Source organism: Streptomyces sp. NPDC048057 (assembly GCF_040653095.1).
Lineage (GTDB): Bacteria > Actinomycetota > Actinomycetes > Streptomycetales > Streptomycetaceae > Streptomyces.
In genome coordinates this window covers 1-22,388 of record NZ_JBEZNF010000039.1, presented here as the reverse complement: position 1 = coordinate 22,388, position 22,388 = coordinate 1, and the positions used below count along the sequence as shown (strand labels likewise).

21 protein-coding genes are annotated in these 22,388 nt (G+C 72.0%); 10 read left to right on the top strand and 11 right to left on the bottom strand.

Annotated elements, in window-relative coordinates:
• Nucleotides 1-407: 407 nt before the first annotated feature.
• From AB0E05_RS32735 to AB0E05_RS32700, 8 genes are all read right to left on the bottom strand, one after another.
• Entirely contained in the window at nt 408-881 is a 474-nt protein-coding gene (locus AB0E05_RS32735) for a rhodanese-like domain-containing protein (RefSeq protein ID WP_361970562.1), read from the bottom strand.
• Entirely contained in the window at nt 878-1,450 is a 573-nt protein-coding gene (locus tag AB0E05_RS32730) for a cysteine dioxygenase (protein WP_361970560.1), read from the bottom strand. The genes AB0E05_RS32735 and AB0E05_RS32730 overlap by 4 nt, the downstream gene beginning before the upstream one ends.
• A gap of 109 nt (nt 1,451-1,559) precedes the next feature.
• Nucleotides 1,560-1,646 carry a putative leader peptide gene (locus AB0E05_RS32725; protein ID WP_361543929.1) on the bottom strand — a complete coding sequence of 29 codons (87 nt, stop codon included), beginning with the start codon at nt 1,644-1,646 and terminating at the stop codon, nt 1,560-1,562.
• Between the two features lie 33 nt (nt 1,647-1,679).
• Nucleotides 1,680-3,278, bottom strand: a complete 1,599-nt coding sequence (locus AB0E05_RS32720) for an FAD-dependent monooxygenase (RefSeq protein ID WP_361970558.1) — start codon at nt 3,276-3,278, stop codon at nt 1,680-1,682.
• A gap of 420 nt (nt 3,279-3,698) precedes the next feature.
• Nucleotides 3,699-4,583, bottom strand: a complete 885-nt coding sequence (locus AB0E05_RS32715) for an amino acid ABC transporter permease (protein WP_361970556.1) — start codon at nt 4,581-4,583, stop codon at nt 3,699-3,701.
• Nucleotides 4,580-5,254: an amino acid ABC transporter permease gene (locus tag AB0E05_RS32710; protein ID WP_361970554.1), complete on the bottom strand. Its 675-nt coding sequence runs from the start codon at nt 5,252-5,254 to the stop codon at nt 4,580-4,582. The genes AB0E05_RS32715 and AB0E05_RS32710 overlap by 4 nt, the downstream gene beginning before the upstream one ends.
• Before the next feature lie 90 nt (nt 5,255-5,344).
• Complete coding sequence (locus AB0E05_RS32705; protein ID WP_361970552.1) at nt 5,345-6,172, bottom strand: glutamate ABC transporter substrate-binding protein; 828 nt, start codon at nt 6,170-6,172, stop codon at nt 5,345-5,347.
• Between the two features lie 196 nt (nt 6,173-6,368).
• Entirely contained in the window at nt 6,369-7,097 is a 729-nt protein-coding gene (locus tag AB0E05_RS32700; RefSeq protein WP_361970600.1) for an amino acid ABC transporter ATP-binding protein, read from the bottom strand.
• 365 nt (nt 7,098-7,462) lie between these two features.
• Here AB0E05_RS32700 and AB0E05_RS32695 point away from each other — a divergent pair, with 365 nt between their 5' ends.
• Together AB0E05_RS32695 and AB0E05_RS32690 are read left to right on the top strand one after the other, a co-directional pair.
• Entirely contained in the window at nt 7,463-8,173 is a 711-nt protein-coding gene (locus tag AB0E05_RS32695; RefSeq protein WP_361970550.1) for a response regulator transcription factor, read from the top strand.
• Nucleotides 8,174-8,180: 7 nt separating this feature from the next.
• Nucleotides 8,181-9,596: a HAMP domain-containing sensor histidine kinase gene (locus tag AB0E05_RS32690; protein ID WP_361970549.1), complete on the top strand. Its 1,416-nt coding sequence runs from the start codon at nt 8,181-8,183 to the stop codon at nt 9,594-9,596.
• Between the two features lie 58 nt (nt 9,597-9,654).
• On the opposite strand, the gene AB0E05_RS32685 is transcribed toward AB0E05_RS32690, so the two are convergent.
• Nucleotides 9,655-10,653: a TAXI family TRAP transporter solute-binding subunit gene (locus AB0E05_RS32685; protein WP_361970547.1), complete on the bottom strand. Its 999-nt coding sequence runs from the start codon at nt 10,651-10,653 to the stop codon at nt 9,655-9,657.
• Nucleotides 10,654-10,768: 115 nt separating this feature from the next.
• Between AB0E05_RS32685 and miaB the strand changes: the two genes are divergently transcribed.
• Entirely contained in the window at nt 10,769-12,301 is a 1,533-nt protein-coding gene (gene miaB, locus AB0E05_RS32680) for a tRNA (N6-isopentenyl adenosine(37)-C2)-methylthiotransferase MiaB (RefSeq protein WP_361970545.1), read from the top strand.
• Between the two features lie 98 nt (nt 12,302-12,399).
• A complete protein-coding gene (locus AB0E05_RS32675; protein WP_361970543.1) occupies nt 12,400-13,116 on the top strand; it encodes a class III extradiol dioxygenase subunit B-like domain-containing protein in 717 nt (238 codons plus the stop codon).
• 92 nt (nt 13,117-13,208) lie between these two features.
• On the opposite strand, the gene AB0E05_RS32670 is transcribed toward AB0E05_RS32675, so the two are convergent.
• A complete protein-coding gene (locus tag AB0E05_RS32670) occupies nt 13,209-13,472 on the bottom strand; it encodes an antitoxin (RefSeq protein ID WP_361970541.1) in 264 nt (87 codons plus the stop codon).
• A gap of 83 nt (nt 13,473-13,555) precedes the next feature.
• Nucleotides 13,556-13,846 carry a hypothetical protein gene (locus AB0E05_RS32665; protein WP_361970540.1) on the bottom strand — a complete coding sequence of 97 codons (291 nt, stop codon included), beginning with the start codon at nt 13,844-13,846 and terminating at the stop codon, nt 13,556-13,558.
• A gap of 208 nt (nt 13,847-14,054) precedes the next feature.
• On the opposite strand from AB0E05_RS32665, the gene miaA reads away from it, so the two are divergent.
• The 6 genes from miaA to hflX all read left to right on the top strand — a co-directional run bounded on the left by miaA (nt 14,055) and on the right by hflX (nt 22,159).
• On the top strand, nt 14,055-14,993 hold the full coding sequence (gene miaA / locus AB0E05_RS32660; RefSeq protein ID WP_361970538.1) for a tRNA (adenosine(37)-N6)-dimethylallyltransferase MiaA: 939 nt from the start codon (nt 14,055-14,057) through the stop codon (nt 14,991-14,993).
• A gap of 105 nt (nt 14,994-15,098) precedes the next feature.
• Nucleotides 15,099-15,542 carry a hypothetical protein gene (locus AB0E05_RS32655; protein WP_361543932.1) on the top strand — a complete coding sequence of 148 codons (444 nt, stop codon included), beginning with the start codon at nt 15,099-15,101 and terminating at the stop codon, nt 15,540-15,542.
• A 74-nt stretch (nt 15,543-15,616) separates the two neighbouring features.
• Nucleotides 15,617-16,624, top strand: a complete 1,008-nt coding sequence (dapF, locus tag AB0E05_RS32650; RefSeq protein ID WP_361970537.1) for a diaminopimelate epimerase — start codon at nt 15,617-15,619, stop codon at nt 16,622-16,624.
• A 144-nt stretch (nt 16,625-16,768) separates the two neighbouring features.
• Nucleotides 16,769-18,928 carry an HD domain-containing protein gene (locus AB0E05_RS32645; protein WP_361970535.1) on the top strand — a complete coding sequence of 720 codons (2,160 nt, stop codon included), beginning with the start codon at nt 16,769-16,771 and terminating at the stop codon, nt 18,926-18,928.
• A 65-nt stretch (nt 18,929-18,993) separates the two neighbouring features.
• Nucleotides 18,994-20,463 carry a M1 family metallopeptidase gene (locus AB0E05_RS32640; RefSeq protein ID WP_361970533.1) on the top strand — a complete coding sequence of 490 codons (1,470 nt, stop codon included), beginning with the start codon at nt 18,994-18,996 and terminating at the stop codon, nt 20,461-20,463.
• Between the two features lie 196 nt (nt 20,464-20,659).
• Nucleotides 20,660-22,159, top strand: coding sequence for a GTPase HflX (hflX, locus tag AB0E05_RS32635; protein WP_361970531.1), 1,500 nt, complete (start codon nt 20,660-20,662; stop codon nt 22,157-22,159).
• Nucleotides 22,160-22,388 lie beyond the last annotated feature (229 nt).

The following is a 22,388-nucleotide window of genomic DNA, read 5'->3' as shown; positions in this document are numbered from 1 at the left end:
GAGACCACGGCCGCCCCCGACCGGCCTCCACCGCCTCCCGCGCCGGAGGCGGGGAAGGCGGCAAAGGCCGGGGGCGCGGCCAGGGCCTGTCTTACGGATCTTGCTGGGCTCGCGTGCCCTGGCACCATTCCCCCTGGGCCTTCGGCCCGGGAGGTGCCCCCACTCCGCCCTGTCGTCGGTCGCCAATAGCCCCCTGTGCGCTGCGGGCACGGGCGGTACCCCCACCGCATTGGCTCTCCCCCTGGGCCTAGCGGCCCGGGTGGGGGCGCCCCCACGCGTAGCCGTGGGGGAGTACCCCCATCCTCCGCCTTGCGATCCACGGCACCAGACCCCTCCCCCCACGCCCGGAGGGCGTGGGGGCACCCCACACTCACCCAGCCTGATCCATAAGGCAGGCCCTAGCCCCGTCAGCCCTCCGGGGCGGACAGCGCGGTGTTCGGGGAGGAATCCACCGTGGTGGAGGGAGCGGTTTCGGCCGTGACGGGAAGGCCAGCCGCCCGCCACGCCTGGAAGCCGCCGATCAGATCCGTCGCACGGTGCAGACCGAGCTGCCGCAGGGAGAGAGCGGCGAGGGAAGAGGCGTACCCCTCGTTGCAGATCACCACCACCCGCAGGTCGTGGCTGACCGCCTCGGGCGCGCGGTGGCTGCCCTGCGGATCCAGGCGCCACTCCAGCTCGTTGCGCTCCACGACCAGGGCGCCGGGGATCAGCCCGTCCCGGTCGCGCAGGGCCGCATAGCGGGTGTCCACCAGGAGGGCGCCGGCCGCCGCCTCGTCGAAGGCGCGCCGGGCGTCCACCCGGTCCAGCTTCTCCCGGACGCGCTCCAGGAGTTCGTCTATGCCGACGGGCCCTGCGGGCACGGGCTGGGAAGGTACGGTCACTGCCAGTCCTCCGGACGTTCGACCTGCTCCAGACGGAGCACGGGGCCGCTGCGGCTGAACCGTCGGATCAGCGGCAGCGGCGGATGGTACGCATGGACAGAGACGGCGTGCTCGGACGATTCGTTGAGCACCTCGTGGACGTGGTGCCGACCGAAGGCACGGCCCTGACCGGAGGTCAGCCGTCGCTCGCGGTCCAGCCCTTCGCTCAGTTCGAGGGTCTTCCACCCGCGGGCCGGAAGCCGTGCGGCCAACGAGTGCTCCGTCAGCAGGCCCACCGCGGTGGCGAACGCGCCGACGGACTCCGCGTGGTCATGCCAGCCGGTGCCCGCGCCGGGCGGCCAGCCGATGAGCCACGCCTCGCTGCCGCCCGGACCGTCCAGGCGCACCCAGGTGCGGCCCTCCGGATCGAGGGGGAGCGAGGCGATCAGCTCGGCGTCGGCCGCCGCGCTCCGTACGAAGTCGAGCAGCTCGGCGGCGGTGGGTGCGGCGGTGGAAGGGGCAGGGGCAGATGCGGTCGTTGACGCCGCGGCGGTGGCCCGGGGCGTGGAGTGCGGGGTCGGTTGGGACACGGAGTACCGTCCTGGGAGTTCGCTGAAGGGCGCGCAGGGGTGCGGCGCAGCGACCCGCGGGCGCGCGGATGACGAGGGGCCCCGCGCAGTCAGGCGCGGGGCAGCGAAGTCAGCAGGACGGTCGACACAGGCAGCCCGCGTACCGGAGGAAGTCCATGTGGACCCTCCGCCACAGGCGCACGTCGGTGCCGGTCATGGTCGGGAGTACACCACGGTGCTCACCGGAGGGTCAATTGACGTCAGCGGTGCTGTCGCTCGTCACCGGGGCCGGCGCACCGCCGCGGGCCGCGTCCGCCGCCGCGTACAACTCCGCGGGCCGCACCCCCGCGAAGGCCGCGACCAGGTGGCCGTCCGGTCGGACCAGCAGCACCGCGTGCGCCGAAGCGCCCGGGTACTCCTCCGTCACCAGCAGCTCGGCCCGTACGGGCAGCGCTGACACCGCCGCTGCGAGCCTTGGCATCACGCCGGCGCTCTGCCAGTGCCGGCGGTCCCACACGCCCGTGCCGGGGGCGACCAACAGCACCAGCAACTGCCCCTGGCCCAGTCGGTCCCGCAGCCGTGCGCTCGTCCCGTCGGGGGTGGTCACCCGTACGTCCTCCACCACGGCACCGGTCTCCGTGCCGACGGGGATGTGGGCGGGGGCGTGCTCCGGCGCGAGGGGGGAGTGCACGTAGACGGGGAGCGCGCCGAGGGGACCCTGCCCCAGGTGCGCGTCCGTGAGCAGCGCGTCGTGCCCGCGCGCCGCACCGGGCAGATAGGCGCGCAGCGGGCTGGTGCCGCGCAGCGCCGGCAGGGCGTGGTCGGCGGCGCGCAGCCGGGCGGCGACCGCGGCCCGGCGCTCGGACTGGTAGCTGTCCAGGAGGGCGGGCGACCCGCCGTGGTGCCAGGCGTGGGCCAGCTTCCACGCCAGGTTCTCCGCGTCCCGCAGCCCTTCGTCGAGGCCCTGGGTGCCGAGCGCGCCCACCAGGTGCGCCGCGTCGCCCGCCAGGAACGCCCGGTCCACGCGCCAGCGGCGCGCCAGCCGGTGGTGCACGGTGTACACGCCCGTGTCGAGCAGGTCGTACGGCGGGGTGCTGCCGTCGCACCAGCCCGCGAGGGTGTCGCGCACCCGGGTCACCAGGGCGTCGGGGGTGACCAGTTCGCCGTCCGGCGGCAGCAGCCAGTCCAGCCGCCAGGCGTCGTCCGGCAGCGGACGGGCCGTGATCTCGCTGCCGCTGCCGCGCCACGGCGGCTGACGGTGCAGCACCGCCTCGTCGGGCCAGGGCAGTTCCGTGCGCAGGGTGGCGACGGCGTGGCGCTCCACCGCGGTGCGCCCGGGGAAGCGGACGCCGAGCAGCTTGCGCACGGTCGACCGGGCGCCGTCGCAGCCCACCACGTGACTGCCGCGCCACCACGTGCCCTTGGGGCCGCGGGTGTGCACCGTGACGCCGTCGGCGTCCTGCTCCAGGGCGTCCACCCGGCTCTCGACGACGAGTTCCACCGACTCCTCGGCGGTGGCGGCGGCCCGCAGTCCACGGGTCAGGGCGTGTTGGGGCACGTGCAGCGGCGAGGATACGGTGTCGGCGCCGAGCGGCAGCCGGCGCAGCTCCTGCTTCCGGCGCATCGTGCGCCAGCCGGTCCACCGGGCGCCCTCGTCACGGACGGTGGCGCAGCCGAGCCGCTCCACCAGGGCGGCCGTGTCGGGGCGCAGGACGGCCGTGCGCGCGGGGCGCGGGTCGTCGTCGCCGCTGCCCTCGTCGAGCACGACGGTCGACACGCCCTGCTGGGCGAGTGCCAGGGCGAGCGCCAGCCCGACCGGACCCGCACCGACGACGATCACCGGGTCCACGACGCGGCTCCTCGGGCTCGCAGGGGCGTGCGGACGGTCGTCGTCGTAGTCGTCGTAGGGGGAGGTGCGGTGGAGCCCCGGTGCGCGATCACAGAACGTATGCAACCGATTGGGGGTGCCCGCGTCAAGTGACCCCCGAGCGGCATGGCGGCCACTGGTCCGCACGGGGGCGGCGGGGCGTCTGAGCTCGGGAAAGCGGGATGCGGGGGAGGAGCGGGCGGTGTCGACGGACGGTTGGGACCCGGCGGGTCGAACGGTGGTTCGTGGGACGGGCATCAGCCAACGGGGCGGATGGTGCAGCACCGGCCCGGGGAGGAGCCGGGCGTCGAGACACCGGAAGGCGGTGGCGCCGCCGCACCACCGCCTCCCGGATGCCCGGCCCGCTCGGGGCCGTGGACCGATGGATGAACCGCTCCCGCGTCAGAGCTTCGCGTCGACGATGCCGCCCGCCTCCAACTCCTCCCGGTTCACCACCGCGCCGGTGCTCTTCTTCCCGCGGCGTATCCGCGATTCCAGCCAACTCGCGAAGGAGGTCAGCAGGAAGTTGAGGAGGATGAACAGCACGGAGATGACCGTCAGCGTGGCGATGGTGTTGGCGCCGTAGTTCGCCGTGATCGCCCGGTTCTGGTACAGCAGTTCGGTGAAGCCGAGGAGCGCGCCACCGAGGGCGGTGTCCTTCACGATGACCACGAGCTGGCTGACCAGCGCGGGCAGCATCGCCGTGACCGCCTGCGGCAGCAGGACGAACGTCATCGTCTGGCCCTTGCGCATGCCGATCGCCTTGGCCGCGTCCGACTGCCCGTTCGGCAGCGAGAGGATGCCGGCGCGCACGATCTCGGCGATGACGGACGCGTTGTAGAGCACCAGGCCGGTGACCACCGCGTACAGCGGTCGGATGTCCGACTCGATGGAGGAGAACTCCACGAACGCCTGGTACGCGAAGAGCATCAGCAGCAGCACCGGCATGGCGCGGAAGAACTCGACCACGGCGGAGACGGGCACCCGCACCCAGGCGTGGTCGGAGAGCCGGCCGATGCCGAGCGCGGCGCCGAGCGGCAGGGCGATCACCACGGAGATGCCCGCGGCCTTCACCGTCTCCCAGAGTCCGGGCAGCAGGAAGGTCGTCCAGACCTTGGAGTCGTTGACGAACGGACTCCACTTCTCCGACGCCAACTGGTCCTTGTCGGCCATGGTGCTGAGCACCCACCAGACCGCCAGGGCCATCACCGCCAGGAAGACGACGGTGTAGAGGATGTTGCGGCCCTTCGCCTTCGGGCCGGGCTCGTCGTACAGGACGGACGTCATCGCTTCACCGCCACGCGCTTGGCGACCCAGCCCAGCACCAGACCGGTGGGCAGGGTCAGGACGAGGAACCCGAACGCGAAGACCGCGAAGACCGCGATCAGCGCGTCGGACTCGTTCTCGATCATCGTCTTCATCAGGGCCGACGCCTCGGCGACGCCGATCGCCGAGGCCACGGTGGTGTTCTTGGTGAGGGCGATCAGCACGTTCGCCAGCGGGGTGACGACCGCGCGGAACGCCTGGGGCAGCACGATCAGGGTCAGCACCTGGAAGAAGCCGAGCCCCAGTGCCCGGGCGGCCTCCGCCTGTCCGACGGGCACGGTGTTGATGCCGGAGCGCAGCGCCTCGCACACGAAGGTGCCGGTGTACGCGACCAGGCCCAGCACGGCCATCCGGAAGCCGATGTCCTTGAAGTTGTCGGCGCCGAGGTTGACGCCCATCGTCTGGCTCAGCCCCAGCGAGCAGATGATGAGGACGACCGTCAGCGGGGTGTTGCGGATGACGTTGACGTAGCCGGTGCCGAAGGCCCGCATCAGGGGGACGGGGCCGACCCGCATGCCGGCCAGCAGGGTTCCCCAGATCAGGGAACCTATTGCCGAGTAGACGGCGAGTTTCGCCGTCACCCAGAACGCGTCGAGCAGGTCGTACTGCCCGGAATCGAGGAAGTCGAACACGTTGACCCGCGATCTCTCCTGGTCGGAACGTTCGGAAGGAGGGGATCAGGGCCGCCGGCCGGGGTGGGCCGGCGGCACGTCACCGCTGGCTCAGCTGAGCTTGCCGATCTCCGGCGCGGGCTCGCTCTTGTAGCCCGCCGGGCCGAAGTTGGCCTCGACGAACTTCTTCCAGGAGCCGTCCGACTTCATCTTCTCCAGGGCCTTGTTGATCTTGTCCTGGAGGTCCTTGTCGCCCTTCTTGATGCCGATGCCGTAGTTCTCGTTGCTCAGCTTCAGACCGACGAGCTTGAACTTGCCCTGGTGCTCCTTCTGGGCGGCGTAACCGGCCAGGATGGAGTCGTCCGTGGTCAGCGCGACGACGGACTTGTTCTCCAGCCCGGTCAGGCACTCGGAGTAGCCGCCGACCGGGATGAGGTCGGCCTTGGGGGCGATCTCCTTCTGGATGTTCTGCGCCGAGGTGGAGCCGGTGACCGAGCAGAGCTTCTTGTCGTTGAGGTCCTCGGCCTTGGTGATCGAGGTCTCGTCGGCGCGGACCAGCAGGTCCTGGTGGGCCAGCAGGTACGGGCCGGCGAAGTCGACCTTCTCCTTGCGCTGGTCGGTGATCGAGTAGCTCGCGGCGATGAACTTCACGTCACCGTTGGCGAGCATCGTCTCCCGCTGGGCGCTCGGGGTCTGCTTCCACTCGATGTCCTTGGCGTCGTAGCCCAGCTCCTTGGCGACGTACGTGGCGACGTCGACGTCGAAGCCGGTGTACTTGCCGTCCTGGGTCTTCAGGCCGATGCCGGGCTGGTCGAACTTGATCCCGATCTTGATCTTGCCGCCGCCGCTGCCCGAGTCGTCGCTGCTGCCGCACGCGGTCGCGGCCAGCGAGAGGGCAACGACCGTGGCGACGGCCGCGGAAACCTTGCGGAGCTTCATGGTGAACATCCCTTGCGTCGTGGTTCGCCGATCGTCGAGCCGCTGCGTCGGCCGGCACGGAGTTCGGCACGGAAGGCCGGTACGGTCCGGCGCCGGGTTGCAGATGTCGGCCGACGGGTCCAGAGGTGACGCGGCCGGCCCGCCGCCGCGGGAACGCGGGTGCGGGGCCGGATGCGTCAGCGGGTGTCGCGGTGCGTCAGTGGTGCAGGATCTTCGACAGGAAGTCCTTGGCCCGGTCGCTGCGCGGATTGCTGAAGAACTCGTCGGGCGTGGCCTCTTCGACGATCCTGCCGTCGGCCATGAACACCACGCGGTTGGCCGCGGAACGGGCGAACCCCATCTCGTGGGTGACCACGACCATGGTCATTCCGGCCCGGGCGAGCTGCTGCATGACCTCCAGCACCTCGTTGATCATCTCCGGGTCGAGCGCCGAGGTGGGCTCGTCGAAGAGCATGACCTTCGGTTCCATCGCCAGGGCGCGGGCGATCGCGACGCGCTGCTGCTGACCACCGGAGAGCTGGGCGGGGTACTTGTCGGCCTGCGATCCGACGCCGACGCGGTCCAGCAGCTCGCGCGCCTTGCTCTCGGCGGCGCCCTTCTCCGTCTTGCGGACCTTGAGCTGGCCCAACATGACGTTCTCCAGCACGGTCTTGTGTGCGAAGAGGTTGAAGGACTGGAACACCATGCCCACGTCGGCCCGCAGCCGGGCCAGCTCCTTGCCCTCTGCGGGCAGCGGCTTGCCGTCGATGACGATCGACCCGGAGTCGATCGTCTCCAGCCGGTTGATGGTGCGGCAGAGCGTGGACTTGCCGGACCCGGAAGGTCCGATCACCACGACGACCTCACCCCTGGTGATGGTCAGATCGATGTCCTGAAGCACGTGCAGGGCACCGAAGTGCTTGTTGACATTGCTCAGTACGACCAGGTCGCCCTGGGGCTCCTGGGCGGGAACGGCGTCCCCGGCATCCTTGGACACAGACACTCCGCTCATCGGCCCACAGCTCCGTCCTCCTCGGTTGGGAGGACAGTAGTGACGCGGTGCGACCAGCGTCATTACATCTGAGCGGAAATTGAGCATAACGATCTGGCCTCGTACGGACACGATGCGTGAGGGCGGTTACCGTCGGCGTACCGGCTGGGTAACGGAAAGCGGCCGGGGGTCGAATCTCTCTTGACTCCCCGCCCGGGAATCAGCCTTGATGCCGTGGGTACGCGACGGCGCGTGCCGGGAAGAGCAACTGAGGGATCACGGACCGACCAGGTCACGGGACCACCGACCGAAGGGGGGCCATGAGGCTGCTGCTCGTCGAGGACGACGACCACGTCGCCGCGGCCCTGTCCGACATACTCGCCCGGCACGGGTTCGACGTCGTACACGCACGCAACGGCGAGGAGGCGTTGCGCGCCGTCCTGCCCACCGCCCACCCCGGCAAGCCGCCCTTCGGGGTGGTCCTGCTCGATCTGGGGCTGCCCGACCAGGACGGCTACCAGGTCTGCGGAAAGCTGAGGAAGCTGACCTCCACCCCGGTGATCATGGTGACGGCCCGCGGTGACGTGCGCTCCCGCATCCACGGCCTCAACCTCGGCGCCGACGACTACGTGGTCAAGCCGTACGACCCCGGGGAACTGCTGGCGCGCATCCACGCGGTGGCCCGGCGCACCGCGGCGGGCGACGAGCCGTCCCAGGCCGCGGGCGGCAGCGACGACGTGCTCCGGCTCGGCCCGGTGACCGTCGAACTGCCCACCCGGCGCGTCAGCGTCGACGGCGAGGCCGTCCCGCTGACCCGCAAGGAGTTCGACCTGCTCGCGCTGCTCGCCCAGCGGCCGGGCGTCGTCTTCCGACGGGAGCAGATCATCAGCGAGGTCTGGCACACCAGTTGGGAGGGGACCGGCCGCACCCTCGAAGTGCACGTGGCCTCCCTGCGCGCCAAGCTGGGGATGCCCGCGCTGATCGAGACCGTGCGCGGCGTGGGCTACCGCCTCGTCGCGCCAACCTGCTGACCGCCCGGTGCGTACCCGCCTCCTCCCGCTGCTCATCGTGCTCATGGCGGGCGTGCTGCTCGCGCTCGGGTTCCCCCTGGCGGTGAGCGTCGCCGCCGCGCAGCAGCAGGAGGTGGTGGTCGACCGGATCGACGACACCGTACGGTTCGCGGCGCTCGCACAGTTCGTCTCCGAGGGCCCGACCGTCGTGGACGAACGCATCACCACCCTCCAGGACCAACTCGACCGCTACCACGCCACCTACGACATCAACGTCGGCGTCTTCCTCCGCAACGGCACCTCCGCCATGGCCCAGGCGCCCGAACGGTGGGGGGTGCCTTCTGACGGCGAGGGCCAGAAGGCGTTCCGCGAGGCGCTCACGGGCCGGCGCAGCCAGGACCCGCCCCAGGTCTGGCCCTGGCAGCTGAACGGCCGGCTGGTCGTCGCCTCACCCGTCGTACGGGACGGGGACGTCGTCGCCGTGGTGCTCACCGACTCGCCCACCGACCACCTGCGCGAGCGCACCCTGCGGGGCTGGGCCCTGATCGCGGCCGGCGAGGGCGCGGCCATGCTGCTCGCCGTCGGGGCCGCCTTCCGGCTCACCGGGTGGGTGCTGCGGCCGGTGCGCGTCCTGGACGCGGCCACCCACGACATAGCGACCGGCCAGCTCAACTCCCGGGTCGCCGCCGCGAGTGGCCCTCCCGAACTGCGCCGGCTCGCCCGCTCCTTCAACGAGATGGCCGACAACGTCGAGGGCGTGCTCGAACAGCAACGGGCCTTCGTCGCCGACGCCTCGCACCAACTGCGCAACCCGCTCGCCGCGCTGCTGTTGCGGATCGAACTCCTCGCCCTCGAACTGCCCGAGGGCAACGCGGAGATCGCCTCGGTCCGTACCGAGGGCCGCCGCCTCGCCCAGGTGCTGGACGACCTGCTCGACCTCGCGCTGGCCGAGCACTCGTCGGCCGCGCTCGAACTCGCCGACATCGGCGAACTGGCCGCCGAACGCGTGGCCGCCTGGCGTCCCGTGGCGGAGGAGAAGGGCGTCCACCTCGGCGACGACGGAAGCGCGGTCACCGCGTGGGTGGACCCGATCGCCCTGTCCAGCGCCCTGGACGCGGTGATCGACAACGCGGTGAAGTTCACCCCCCGGGGAGCGTCGGTCACGGTGACGGCGGCCTCCCACGGCACCACGTGCAGCATCGTGATCACCGACGGCGGGCCCGGTCTGACGGACGACGAACTGGCCCGCATCGGGGACCGCTTCTGGCGCAGCGGCCGGCACCAGAACGTCAAGGGCTCCGGACTCGGCCTCTCCATCTCCCGCGCCCTCCTCTCCGCCGGCGGCGGTCGGATCGCCTATGAGCACCACGAACCCCACGGACTGAAGGTCACCCTCACCGTTCCCCGCACCCCGCCCCCGGACGCGGCCCACGGAGTCGACTGACACCCCCGGCCCTTGGTTCCCCGCCTTCGCCCTGCGGTCCTCACCGGGCTGGTCGTGGCTACGGCTTGACCGAGCGGTAGTACCGCTGGGCTCCCTTGTGGAGATCGAGCGGAGCCGTGTAGATCGCGGTCCTGAGGTCGACCAGCTGGGCCGGGTGCACGGTGTTCCCGATGTCGTCCCGGCTCTTGATCACCGTCCGGGTGAGCCCCTCCACAAGGTCGGGACGTATTCGATCGGTGGTGACCAGCAGATTCGCCACCGCCATCGAATTCACCGGAAGGCCGCTCTGCGCCAGCGGGTAGAGGTCGGGCGGCATCACGGCCGACCGGTAGTGGCTGGTCGGAACACCCGTGGCGTGGACCTTCTCGATCAGATCGCTCTCCAGCGGAACCAGCCGTATCGGAAAGCGCTCGGACAGGGCCTGCACCGCGAGCGTCGGCAGCCCGCCCGACCAGAAGAACGCCTCGATGTCGCGCTGCTCCAGCAGCTGGGGAACGGTGTCGATGCCGTTCGGCACCGCCTCGACGTCCTTCTTCGGGTCGAGCTTCGCGGCCTCCAGCAGCCGCTCGGCGACCAGTCGCACCCCGGAGCGGTCCTGCCCGACCCCCACCCGCTTGCCGCGCAGGTCCGCCACCTTGTGCACGGAGGAGTCGGCGGGGACCACCAACTGCACGTAGTCGTCGTACAGCCGCGCGCAGCCGCGCAGCTTCTCCGCACCCGCCTTGCCGTCCCGCTGGTACTTCGCGACGGCGTCCGCGGTGGCGATCGTGAAGTCCGCCTCGCCGGACGCGACGCGTTCCAGATTCTGCTGGGAGCCCTCGCTCGTCCGCAGCTCCACGTCCACCTTCGGCAGGTCGTGGGCGAGGACGCCCTTCAGCAGGTCGCCGTAGCGCTGGTAGACGCCGTCGCGCACGCCGGTGCTGAAGGTGACCTCGCCCCGGGGCTCGGGCTCCCCCAGCGGCAGCAGCCACCACAGCAGCAGCCCGAACACCGCGAGGACCGCCGCACCGGCGGCCAGCACGCGGCGACGGCCGATGCGCAGGCGACTCATGAACATGCTTGCGATCCTGCCAGCTCACTCACCGTGATGACCAGGTGTTGGCGAGGAGACGCCAGAAGGGGTCCGCCAAGGCGTGGAGGGGGCGGCTCCGGCGCGCCTTTACCCTTGTGGCATGACCAGCAGCAGTGACCGGGTTGGAGCGGTGGACGAAGTGGGCGTTACCCGAAGCTATGAGATCCGTACCTACGGGTGTCAGATGAACGTCCACGACTCCGAACGCCTCTCGGGCCTGCTGGAGGACGCCGGCTACGTCCGGGCGGCCGAGGGCTCCGACGGCGACGCCGACATCGTCGTCTTCAACACCTGCGCGGTCCGGGAGAACGCCGACAACAAGCTGTACGGCAACCTCGGCCGGCTCGCTCCGAAGAAGGCCCAGCGCCCGGGCATGCAGATCGCCGTCGGCGGCTGCCTCGCGCAGAAGGACCGGGAGACGATCGTCACCCGCGCGCCCTGGGTCGACGTCGTCTTCGGCACCCACAACATCGGCAAGCTGCCGGTCCTGCTGGAGCGCGCCCGCGTCCAGGAGGAGGCGCAGGTCGAGATCGCCGAGTCCCTGGAGGCGTTCCCCTCGACCCTGCCGACCCGCCGCGAGTCCGCGTACGCGGCCTGGGTCTCCATCTCTGTCGGCTGCAACAACACCTGCACCTTCTGCATCGTGCCCGCGCTGCGCGGCAAGGAGAAGGACCGCAGGCCCGGCGACATCCTCGCGGAGATCGAGGCCCTGGTCGCCGAGGGCGTCAGCGAGATCACCCTGCTCGGCCAGAACGTGAACGCGTACGGCTCCGACATCGGCGACCGCGAGGCGTTCAGCAAGCTGCTGCGGGCCTGCGGCCGGATCGAGGGCCTGGAGCGCGTCCGCTTCACCTCGCCGCACCCCCGTGACTTCACCGACGACGTGATCGCCGCGATGGCCGAGACGCCGAACGTGATGCCCCAGCTCCACATGCCGCTCCAGTCCGGCTCGGACACCGTTCTCAAGGCGATGCGCCGCTCGTACCGGCAGGAGCGTTTCCTCGGGATCATCAGCAAGGTGCGCGAGGCCATCCCGCACGCGGCCATCTCCACCGACATCATCGTGGGCTTCCCCGGCGAGACCGAGGAGGACTTCGAGCAGACGCTGCACACCGTCCGCGAGGCCCGCTTCGCGAACGCCTTCACCTTCCAGTACTCCAAGCGCCCCGGCACCCCCGCCGCCACCATGGACGGACAGGTCCCGAAGGCGGTCGTGCAGGCGCGGTACGAGCGGCTCGTCGCCCTCCAGGAGGAGATCTCCTGGGCGGAGAACAAGAAGCAGGTCGGCCGGACCCTGGAGGTCATGGTCGCCGAGGGCGAGGGCCGCAAGGACGACGCCACCCGCCGGCTGTCCGGCCGGGCCCCGGACAACAGGCTCGTCCACTTCACCAAGCCGGACCAGGAGGTCCGCCCCGGCGACGTGGTCACGGTCGAGATCACCTACGCGGCCCCGCACCACCTCCTCGCCGAAGGCGAGGTGTCCGCCGTGCGCCGCACGCGCGCCGGCGACGCCTGGCAGAAGCGGAACGAGACGCAGGCGGCGAAGCCCGCGGGCGTCATGCTGGGCCTGCCCACGATCGGCGCCCCGGCCCCGCTGCCGGCCGCCGCGGCGCCGGGCTGCGCCGCGCACTGATCCGTTCAGGACCGGCGGCCGTGTCCCCCCCCCGCGGGACCGTACGCCGCCGGCCACCGGGCGCATGAGGGTCGTGGCACCGCATTAGGCTGCCGATCATGCTTGTCGCCGCTGCCGTGTGCCCCTGTCCGCCGCTGCTGGTGCCCGAGGTCGCCTCGGGCGCCGCGCCCGAGCTCGACGCGGCCAGAGACGCCTGTGCACGGGCCGTCTCGGCGCTCGCCGCGGCTCGGCCCGAGCTGTTGGTGGTGGTGGGCCCGACGACCGCGGAGGCGGCCGGAACGTACCCCTCCGGGACCACCGGATCCTTCCGCGGCTTCGGCGTCGGCCTCGACGTGCGCCTCGGTACGGCGACCCCGGCCACCGGGCGGGCCTCGTTGCCCCCGGCGCTGGCCGTCGGCGCCTGGCTGCTCCAGGCAGCCGAGTGGGCCACCCCGGTGGAGGGCCTCGGCGTCGACGAGCGGGCGACGTCCGAGCGCTGCTTCGAGGAGGGCCGGAAGATCGCCGACCGGGCCGAGCGCGTGGCTCTGCTGGCGATGGGCGACGCCAGCGCCTGCCGGAGCCTGAAGGCGCCGGGCTATCTGGACGAACGCGCCGCCGACCACGACGCCGCCGTGGCGCGGGCCCTCGCCGAGGCCGACCCGGCCGGGCTCCGGGCGCTGGACGCCTCCCTCGCGTACGAACTGAAGGCCGCCGGCCGCCCGGCCTGGCAGGTGCTCGCCGGGGCCGCCGAAGGCGCCGGGCTCACGGGGCAGATGCTGTACGACGACGCCCCTTACGGCGTCGGCTACTTCGTCGCTTCCTGGACGGCGCCCTGAGGCTCCCCCGTACGGGCCCGGACACGTTCGAGGGCCGCGCCGCTGCGTGCGGCGCGGCCCTCGAAGGCCGTCGTTGCGTCAGACGCCCGGGCTCAGGCGGCCGGCGGCGGCGAGGACGGGGGCGGGGACGGCGGGGTGCCGCCGTCGTCCTTGTGGGCGATCTTCCCCAAGGCTTCCTTGGCCTTGCCCGTGCCCGTCTCGATCTTGCCGCTGTACTTGCCCTTGGTCCGCGAGTCGACCGCCTTCGCGGCCTTGTCCAGACCGTGCTCGATCTTGTCCCCATGCTGCTGCGCGAGGTCGGAGACCTTTTCCTTCGCCGGGGCGAGCTTGGCCTTCAGCGTGTCCATCAGACCCATGGGCCACCTTCCCTCGTGAGCGACTGCTGACATCCAGTGTGACAAACCACTGCCCGTTTTGCGTCGGGACATGCCCGCATGGGCTACTGCCGGGCGCTCTCCCCGGCCTCGCTGTCCGCGGCGTCCCCCGCCGACTGCTGACGGGGGATGTCCACACCCGCGGCGTCCGGGCACCCGGACGGCCCGGGAGCCCCGGCGTCCTTGGCCGCACCGGCCGGAGCGGTCTCCACCTCGGTCGGCTCCGACGTCGCCGAGGGCTTCGCCCCGGTCTCGTCCGCAGCGGCGGCCGGGGCTTCGGCCTCGGCGGAGGCTCCCCTCGGCGCCTCGCTGGAAGAGCCCTTCGGCTTACGGCTGAACCATGAAAAAACACCCATTGAAGACTCCATCAGGTACTCGTGCGGCAGCTACTCGTACGGGCGAGGACCGCCGGCGCCGGGGGCGCCCTGCCGCGCCGCCCGGGGACGACCGGCCGCAGGGGTGCGCCGACCGGCGCTCGCCACCTCGCAACAGGCAACGAAGCCCCGCACGGGCCGTCACCTCGCTCGTTCGGGGACACCGCCACGGGTTTGGGAGACTGGGACGGTGAGTAGCGCAGCCCCCGCACCGCGGGTCATCGCCGTCGTCGGTCCCACCGCGGCCGGAAAGTCCGATCTCGGGGTCTTCCTCGCCCGCCACCTGGGCGGGGAGGTCGTCAACGCGGACTCCATGCAGCTCTACCGGGGGATGGACATCGGCACCGCCAAGCTGACGGTCGACGAGCGCGGCGGAGTGCCGCACCGGCTCCTGGACGTCTGGGACGTCACCGAGGCCGCGAGCGTCGCCGAGTACCAGCGGCTGGCCAGGGCCGAGATCGACCGCCTCCTGGCCGAGGGCCGCACCCCGGTCCTCGTCGGCGGCTCGGGGCTGTACGTGCGCGGCGCCATCGACGCCCTGGAGTTCCCCGGCACCGACCCGGCCGTCCGAGCCCGGCTGGAAGCGGAACTGGACGACCAGGGGCCGGGCGCGCTGCACACCAGGCTGGCCGCCGCCGACCCCGAGGCCGCCCGCGCCATCCTCCCCGGCAACGGCCGCCGCATCGTCCGGGCACTGGAGGTGATCGAGATCACGGGCCGGCCCTTCACCGCCAACCTCCCGGGGCACGACGCCGTGTATGACACCGTTCAGATCGGGGTCGACGTGGCCCGTCCCGAACTCGACGAGCGCATCGCGCGCCGCGTGGACCTCATGTGGGACGCGGGCTTCGTCGAGGAGGTGCGCGCGCTGGAGGCGCAGGGGCTCAGAGAGGGGCGTACGGCAGCCAGGGCCCTGGGCTACCAGCAGATCCTCGCGGCGCTTGCGGGGGAGTGCACCGAGCAGGAGGCGCGCGACGAGACCGTGCGCGCCACCAAGCGCTTCGCGCGCCGTCAGGATTCATGGTTCAGGAGGGATCCGAGGGTGCATTGGCTCAGTGGAGCAGTCGAGGACCGCGGGGAACTTCCGCGACGGGCCCTGGCGTTGATCGAACGAGCGGTTACAGCCTGATCACGTGATGGCATCGGGACGCCACGCCCGTCATCCAGGTATCTCCGACCGTGCCATCATCGAGCATCGATTGACGTGGAGTCCGAGTGGGGAGGGCGCGTGGCGATGGAGGCCGGCCCTCACGGCACCGAGCAGCAGCCACGGGCGGTTGAGGGCGTGCCCGGATTGAGCCCCGACGGTCCCGACGAGCAGGAGCTGGTCGCCGACGAGGCCGAGGTCGAGGTGGAGTTGCGCCCCGTGCGCCGGCTGCGGATCTGGCAGCTCGCGCCCATCGTGATGCTCGCCGCCGTCGGCTCCCTGATGTTCGCCTTCCCGCTGGCCTTCGGCTCCGGCGACGGCGGTCCCGTGGTCGCCATGCTCGGCCTGCTGATCAGCTGCTGTGCCGCGGGGTGGGGTGTGATGGCGGCCCGTCGGGTCGGTCACACCTGGCCGGGGCTGCCGCAGCGCGGCTCGGGCGAGCGGCCGGACTGGCGGATCCTCGCGCTCTACGTCGGCTTCGGCCTCCTGCTGGTCGCGCTGGCCGTGTGGCGCGTCGCCCGTCTGCGCTGAGCCCCCGCCGCGCCCCGTCGTCCCGTGAGCCCCGGCGTCGGCGCGTACGACGGCGCCGCCCCCGCACTCGTACGATGGACGGCGTGACCACCGCACAGCCTCCGCTGCCCCCGCAGGACCCGGCCCGCCACCGCCCTCAGGGCGCCGAGCCGCAGCCGGTCGACTTCCTCAAGGGCCACGGCACCGAGAACGACTTCGTGATCGTCCCGGACCCGGACAACGCCGTCGACCTGCCCGCCGCCGTCGTGGCCCGGCTGTGCGACCGCCGGGCCGGCATCGGCGGCGACGGCGTCCTGCACGTCGTACGGTCCGCGGCCCACCCCGAAGCGCGCGCCATGGCGGACGAGGCCGAGTGGTTCATGGACTACCGCAACGCCGACGGGTCGATCGCCGAGATGTGCGGCAACGGCGTCCGCGTCTTCGCCCGCTACCTCCAGCACGCCGGCCACGTCGAAGCCGGCGACCTGGCCGTGGCCACCCGCGGCGGGGTCAAGCACGTCCACATCGCCAAGGGCCCGGCGCACGACCCCGACAGCGGCGACATCACGGTCCGGATGGGCCGGGCGACCCTGCCCGAGGGCTCCGTCACCGTCACGGTGGACGGCCGCAGCTGGCCCACCCGCAACGTGAACATGGGCAACCCCCACGCCGTCGCCTTCGTCGACGACCTCGACCACGCCGGGGACCTGTACTCCGCGCCGGCCTTCGCGCCCGCCGCCGTGTACCCCAACGGGGTCAACGTGGAGTTCGTCGTCGACCGCGGCGAGCGGCACGTGGCCCTGCGCGTCCACGAACGCGGCTCCGGCGAGACCCGCTCCTGCGGCACGGGAGCCTGCGCCGTCGCCGTCGCGGCGGCGCGCCGGGACGGCGCCGACCCCGCGCGCACCGGTGTCCCCGTCACGTACCGCGTCGACCTGCCCGGAGGGCGGTTGGTGATCACGGAGCGGCCGGACGGCGAGGTAGAGATGACGGGCCCCGCCGTGATCGTCGCCACGGGCCGGCTGGCGGCTGCCCTGCTCCGACCCGTCGAGCCCGCTGAACCGGCAGAACCCACCGAACCCGCTGAAACCACAGCCGGATAGAGCTTCGCTCGAACGGGTGATCCGGTTCACGCTCGGCGAGAGCCGGACTGCTCCACGTGGTGGGCTCGGTAGCATCAAGCACCGGCCCGGAGGGCACGCCTGCACCTCCAACCGCCGGTCGATTGCCGCCCGGAGGTACCCCCCATGAGTGCAGAGGCCGCCAACCCCGGTGCCCACAGCCGCCGTCGCGGCCGATCCCGGATCGACCTCCGCAGGCTGGGGCGTGCCGCGCTCCTCGGCCCGGCCGGCCGCGACCGACTGCCCGACGCCATCGGCCACGTCGCGGACGTCCACCGCGCCCACCACCCCGACGCGGACCTGACGCTGCTGCACCGGGCCTACCTGCTCGCCGAATCGTCCCACCGGGGCCAGTTCCGCAAGAGCGGGGAGCCGTACATCACGCATCCCCTCGCGGTGACCCTGATCCTCGCCGAACTCGGCGCGGAGACCACGACCCTGACGGCCTCGCTCCTCCACGACACCGTGGAGGACACGGAAGTGACGCTCGACCAGGTCAGACGGGAGTTCGGCGCCGAGGTCGGCTATCTGGTCGACGGGGTGACCAAGCTGGAGAAGGTGGACTACGGGGCGGCGGCCGAGCCCGAGACCTTCCGCAAGATGCTCGTCGCCACCGGAAACGACGTCCGGGTGATGTCGATCAAGCTGGCCGACCGGCTGCACAACATGCGCACGCTCGGCGTGATGCGCCCCGAGAAACAGGTCCGGATCGCCAAGGTCACCCAGGACGTCCTGATCCCGCTGGCCGAGCGCCTCGGCGTCCAGGCGCTCAAGACGGAGCTGGAGGACCTCGTCTTCGCGATCCTGGAGCCCGAGGAGTACGAGCGCACCCGCGCCCTCATCGCCGAGAACGCCGACGCCGGGGCCGACCTCGACACCACGGCCGAGCGCATCTCGGCGGTGCTCAAGGACGCCGGCATCACCGCCGAGGTCCAGATCCGACCGCGCCACTTCGTCTCCGTGCACCGGGTCAGCACCAAGCGCGGCCGGCTGCGCGGCACCGACTTCGGCCGACTGCTGATCCTGGTTGCCGAGGACGCCGACTGCTACGCGGTCCTCGGCGAGCTGCACACCTGCTTCACCCCGGTGGTCTCCGAGTTCAAGGACTTCATCGCCGCCCCCAAGTTCAACCTGTACCAGTCGCTGCACACGGCCGTCGCCGGCCCGCAGGGCGCGGTCGCCGAAGTCCTCATCCGTACGCACCGGATGCACCGGGTCGCCGAAGCCGGCGTGATCGCGCTGGGCAACCCCTACGCGTCCGCCGAGGCGACCGGCGTCGAGCACCCCGCCACGGGGCCGTCCGACGTCGACGGCGAGCGCGTGGACCCCACCCGCCCCGGCTGGCTCTCCCGTCTCCTCCAGTGGCAGCAGGCCACCCCCGACCCCGACGCCTTCTGGACCTCGCTCCGCGCCGACCTGGCGCAGGACCGCGAGATCACCGTCTTCGCCGCCGACGGGCGGATGCTCGGCCTGCCGGCCGGCGCGACCTGCGTGGACGCCGCGTACGCCCAGTACGGCGAACGCGCCCACTCCTGCATCGGCGCGCGGGTCAACGGACGCCTCGCAGCCCTGGGCACCGTCCTGAAGGACGGTGACACCGTGCACCTGCTCCGCGGCGACGACGATTCCAGGGGCGCCGGCGGGTCCCTCAAGGGCGCTCAGGAAGCCGTCTCCGGCCCCGAGCCCGACTGGCTGGACCACGCCCGCACCCCGGCCGCGCGCATCGCCATCACGGCCTGGCTGGAAGCCCACCCCGACCTGGCGCAGCCGCCCGCCGCCGCGCCCCGCCGGGCCGCCCTCACCCCCGTCGCCGCCGACCGCCCGACCACCGTGAGCGCCGTCGTCGACCTGCCCGACGCGGATGCGGCCGTACGGCTGGCCGGCTGCTGCACCCCGGTCCCGCCGGACGCCGTCACCGGCTTCTCCGTGCGCGGGGGAGTGGTGACCGTCCACCGCGAGGAGTGCCCCGCCGTCTCCCGCATGAGGTCCCTCGACCGCGCCCCCGTCCCCGTGCGGTGGGGCGACGCTGCGGGCTGCCGGGTGACCCTCGTCGCCGAGTCCTTCGGCCGCCCCCGGCTGCTGGCCGACCTCACCGAGGCCATCGCCACCGAAGGCGCCGCCATCGTCTCCGCCACCGTGGAGCCGCCCAGCCAGCAGCGCGTACGGCACACGTACACCCTTCAACTGCCGGACGCCGCCGGGCTTCCCGCGCTGATGCGCGCCATGCGGGACGTCGCCGGCGTGTACGACGTCAGCCGCGCCCAGCATCCGGCCGCCACCGGCTGATCTCGTTCGGGTGGCGCCGCGCGCGGCGACGCACCTCGGCGGCGCGCCGCGGGTAGCGGTAGCACATGCCGCCCACCACCCGCCGCCCCGCCCGCAGGACGCTGCGTGCCGGGGCGCTCGCCGCCGTCTCAGCAGCCCTCGTCGCCGCTGCCCTGCCACCGCCCGAGCCGGTCGCGCTCGGCATCGGCGACACGCTCTTCGCCCAACTGGGCAACCCCGGCTACGACGTCGTCGCGTACGACGTCGCCTTCACCTACGGCGGCAGCAACACCCAGCCGCTCGACGCGGTGACCATCATCGACGCCCGCGTCACGGACCGCCTGGAGCGCGTCAACCTGGACTTCACCCACGGCACGGTGCACACCGTGGAGGTCAACGGCCGACCGGCCGACTTCGCCACCGCGCAGGAGGACCTGGTCATCCAGCCCGACCGGGCCCTGGAGCGCGGCACCCGGATGCGCGTGACGGTCCGGCACACCAGCGACCCCGGCGGTCAGGCCAGCGCCGGGGGCTGGGTGCGCACCGGCGACGGGCTGGCGATGGCGAACCAGGCCGACGCCGGCCACCGCGTCTTCCCCTCCAACGACCACCCCTCCGACAAGGCGTACTTCACCTTCCGCATCACCGCGCCGAGCGAGCTGACCGCGGTCGCGAACGGCCTGAGGAAGGAGCGGCGGACCGAGGGCGCCAACACCACCTGGACGTACCGCACCCGCCACCCCATGGCCACCGAACTCGCCCAGGTCTCCATCGGCCGCTCCGCCGTCCCGACCCGCGAGGGGCCCGACGGGCTCCCGCTGCGCGACGTGGTGCCCGCCGCGGACCGCGACGAGCTGGAGCGCTGGCTCGCCAAGACCCCCGACCACGTGGCGTGGATGCAGGAACGGGTCGGCCGCTACCCCTTCGAGACGTACGGGGTGCTGATCGCCGACGCGAACACCGGCTACGAACTGGAGACGCAGACCCTCTCGCTCTTCGAGCGGGCCCTGTTCACCAGCGATTCGTACCCCGAGTGGTACGTGGACTCGATCATGGTCCACGAGCTGGCCCACCAGTGGTTCGGCGACAGCGTCACCCCGCGGACCTGGTCCGACCTGTGGCTGAACGAAGGCCACGCCACCTGGTACGAGGCGCTGTACGCGCAGGAGCACGGCGGCGGCACCCTGGAGCAGCGGATGCGCGACGCGTACCGCCGCTCCGACCAGTGGCGCGCCTCCGGCGGCCCGCCCGCGGCCCCCAAGCCCCCGTCGCCCGGCCAGAAGATCAGCATCTTCCGGCCGGTGGTGTACGACGGCAGCGCCCTGGTCCTGTACGCCCTGCGGCAGGAGATCGGGCGGGAGGGCTTCGAGCGGCTGGAGCGCGCCTGGGTGCGCGACCACCGCGACGCGAACGCCTCCACCGCCGACTTCGTCCACCTCGCCTCGAAGATCGCGGGGCGTGACCTCACGGCGTTCTTCGACGGATGGGTGTACGGGCAGCGCACGCCGCCCATGCCGGGCCACCCGGACTGGCAGAGCACCCCGCCGGTCACCTAGAGCCGCCCCCGCGACCGCGGTGTAAACCGGGGTGACGGGCGTGCGGACCGCGTGGGACCATCGAGGTGTCGGCGCCGCTGCCGGAGCCGGGTGTCCGGCGTGGATCGCGCCCCGATCCACCGACCGGGAATCATCCGGGACGGTCACGCGTTGTGACTGACACAGCGGATTTCCACTCCATCGACGTAAGGATCAAATGACCTCCTCTTCATCCCCTTCCCAGGACGAGCAGACCTTCGCTCGGACAGGCACCGACAAGCCCGAGAAGCTGCGGGCGGACGCCCTGATGGAAGAGGACGTCGCCTGGAGCCACGAGATCGACGGAGACCGGGACGGCGACCAGTTCGACCGCTCCGACCGCGCCGCGCTCCGGCGCGTGGCGGGCCTCTCCACCGAGCTTGAGGACGTCACCGAGGTCGAGTACCGACAGCTGCGCCTAGAGCGCGTGGTGCTGGTCGGCGTCTGGACCTCCGGGACGGCACAGGACGCGGAGAACTCCCTCGCGGAGCTGGCGGCCCTCGCGGAGACGGCGGGTGCGGTCGTGCTCGACGGCGTCGTCCAGCGCCGGGACAAGCCGGACCCGGCGACCTACATCGGTTCGGGCAAGGCCCAGGAGCTGCGGGACATCGTCCTCGACTCCGGCGCCGACACCGTCGTCTGCGACGGTGAGCTGAGCCCCGGCCAGCTGATCCACCTCGAAGACGTCGTCAAGGTCAAGGTCGTCGACCGTACGGCCCTGATCCTCGACATCTTCGCCCAGCACGCCAAGTCCCGCGAGGGCAAGGCGCAGGTCGCGCTGGCGCAGATGCAGTACATGCTGCCGCGGCTGCGCGGCTGGGGTCAGTCGCTGTCCCGGCAGATGGGCGGCGGCGGTGGCGGCGGCATGGCCACCCGCGGCCCCGGTGAGACCAAGATCGAGACGGACCGGCGGCGGATCCGCGAGAAGATGGCGAAGATGCGCCGGGAGATCGCGGAGATGAAGACCGGCCGCGAGATCAAGCGGCAGGAGCGCCGGCGCCACAAGGTGCCCTCGGTCGCGATCGCCGGGTACACCAACGCCGGCAAGTCCTCTCTGCTCAACCGCCTCACCGGCGCCGGCGTCCTGGTGGAGAACGCACTGTTCGCCACCCTGGACCCGACGGTGCGCCGGGCCGAGACCCCGAGCGGCCGGCTGTACACCCTGGCCGACACGGTCGGTTTCGTCCGCCACCTGCCGCACCACCTCGTCGAGGCGTTCCGCTCCACGATGGAGGAGGTCGGCGACTCCGACCTCATCCTGCACGTCGTGGACGGATCCCACCCCGCCCCGGAGGAGCAGTTGGCCGCGGTGCGCGAGGTGATCCGCGACGTGGGCGCGCTGGACGTGCCCGAGATCGTGGTGATCAACAAGGCGGACGCGGCGGACCCCCTGGTGCTCCAGCGCCTGATGCACGTCGAGCGCAGCGCCATCGCGGTGTCGGCGCGGACGGGCGAGGGTATCGAGGAGCTCCTGGCGCTCATCGACCTCCAGCTGCCGCGACCCGAGGTCGAGGTCGAGGTGCTCGTTCCGTACACCCAGGGCGGACTCGTCTCCCGGGTGCACGCCGAGGGCGAGGTCGTCACCGAGGAGCACACCTCCGAGGGCACCCTGCTCAAGGCCCGGGTGCACGAGGAGCTGGCTGCGGTCCTCGCGCCGTACGCGCTGGTGACGAGCTGAGCGCAGCGGTCGACCGCCGCGCATGACAGGACGGCCGGGTCCGCCCCCCTCCGGGGAGGTCGGACCCGGCCGTCGTCACGTCGGGCCCAGGTCGTACCGGGCGTCGTCAACCAGGCGGGACCTTCCGGACGCCCCCTAGATGAATGAGTCCGATGTTTGTGCTGGCCGCGACCATGGCGAAGGGCGCCCGTTGGTCGGTGTGTGAAGACAAACCTGGACGCCCTTCTGG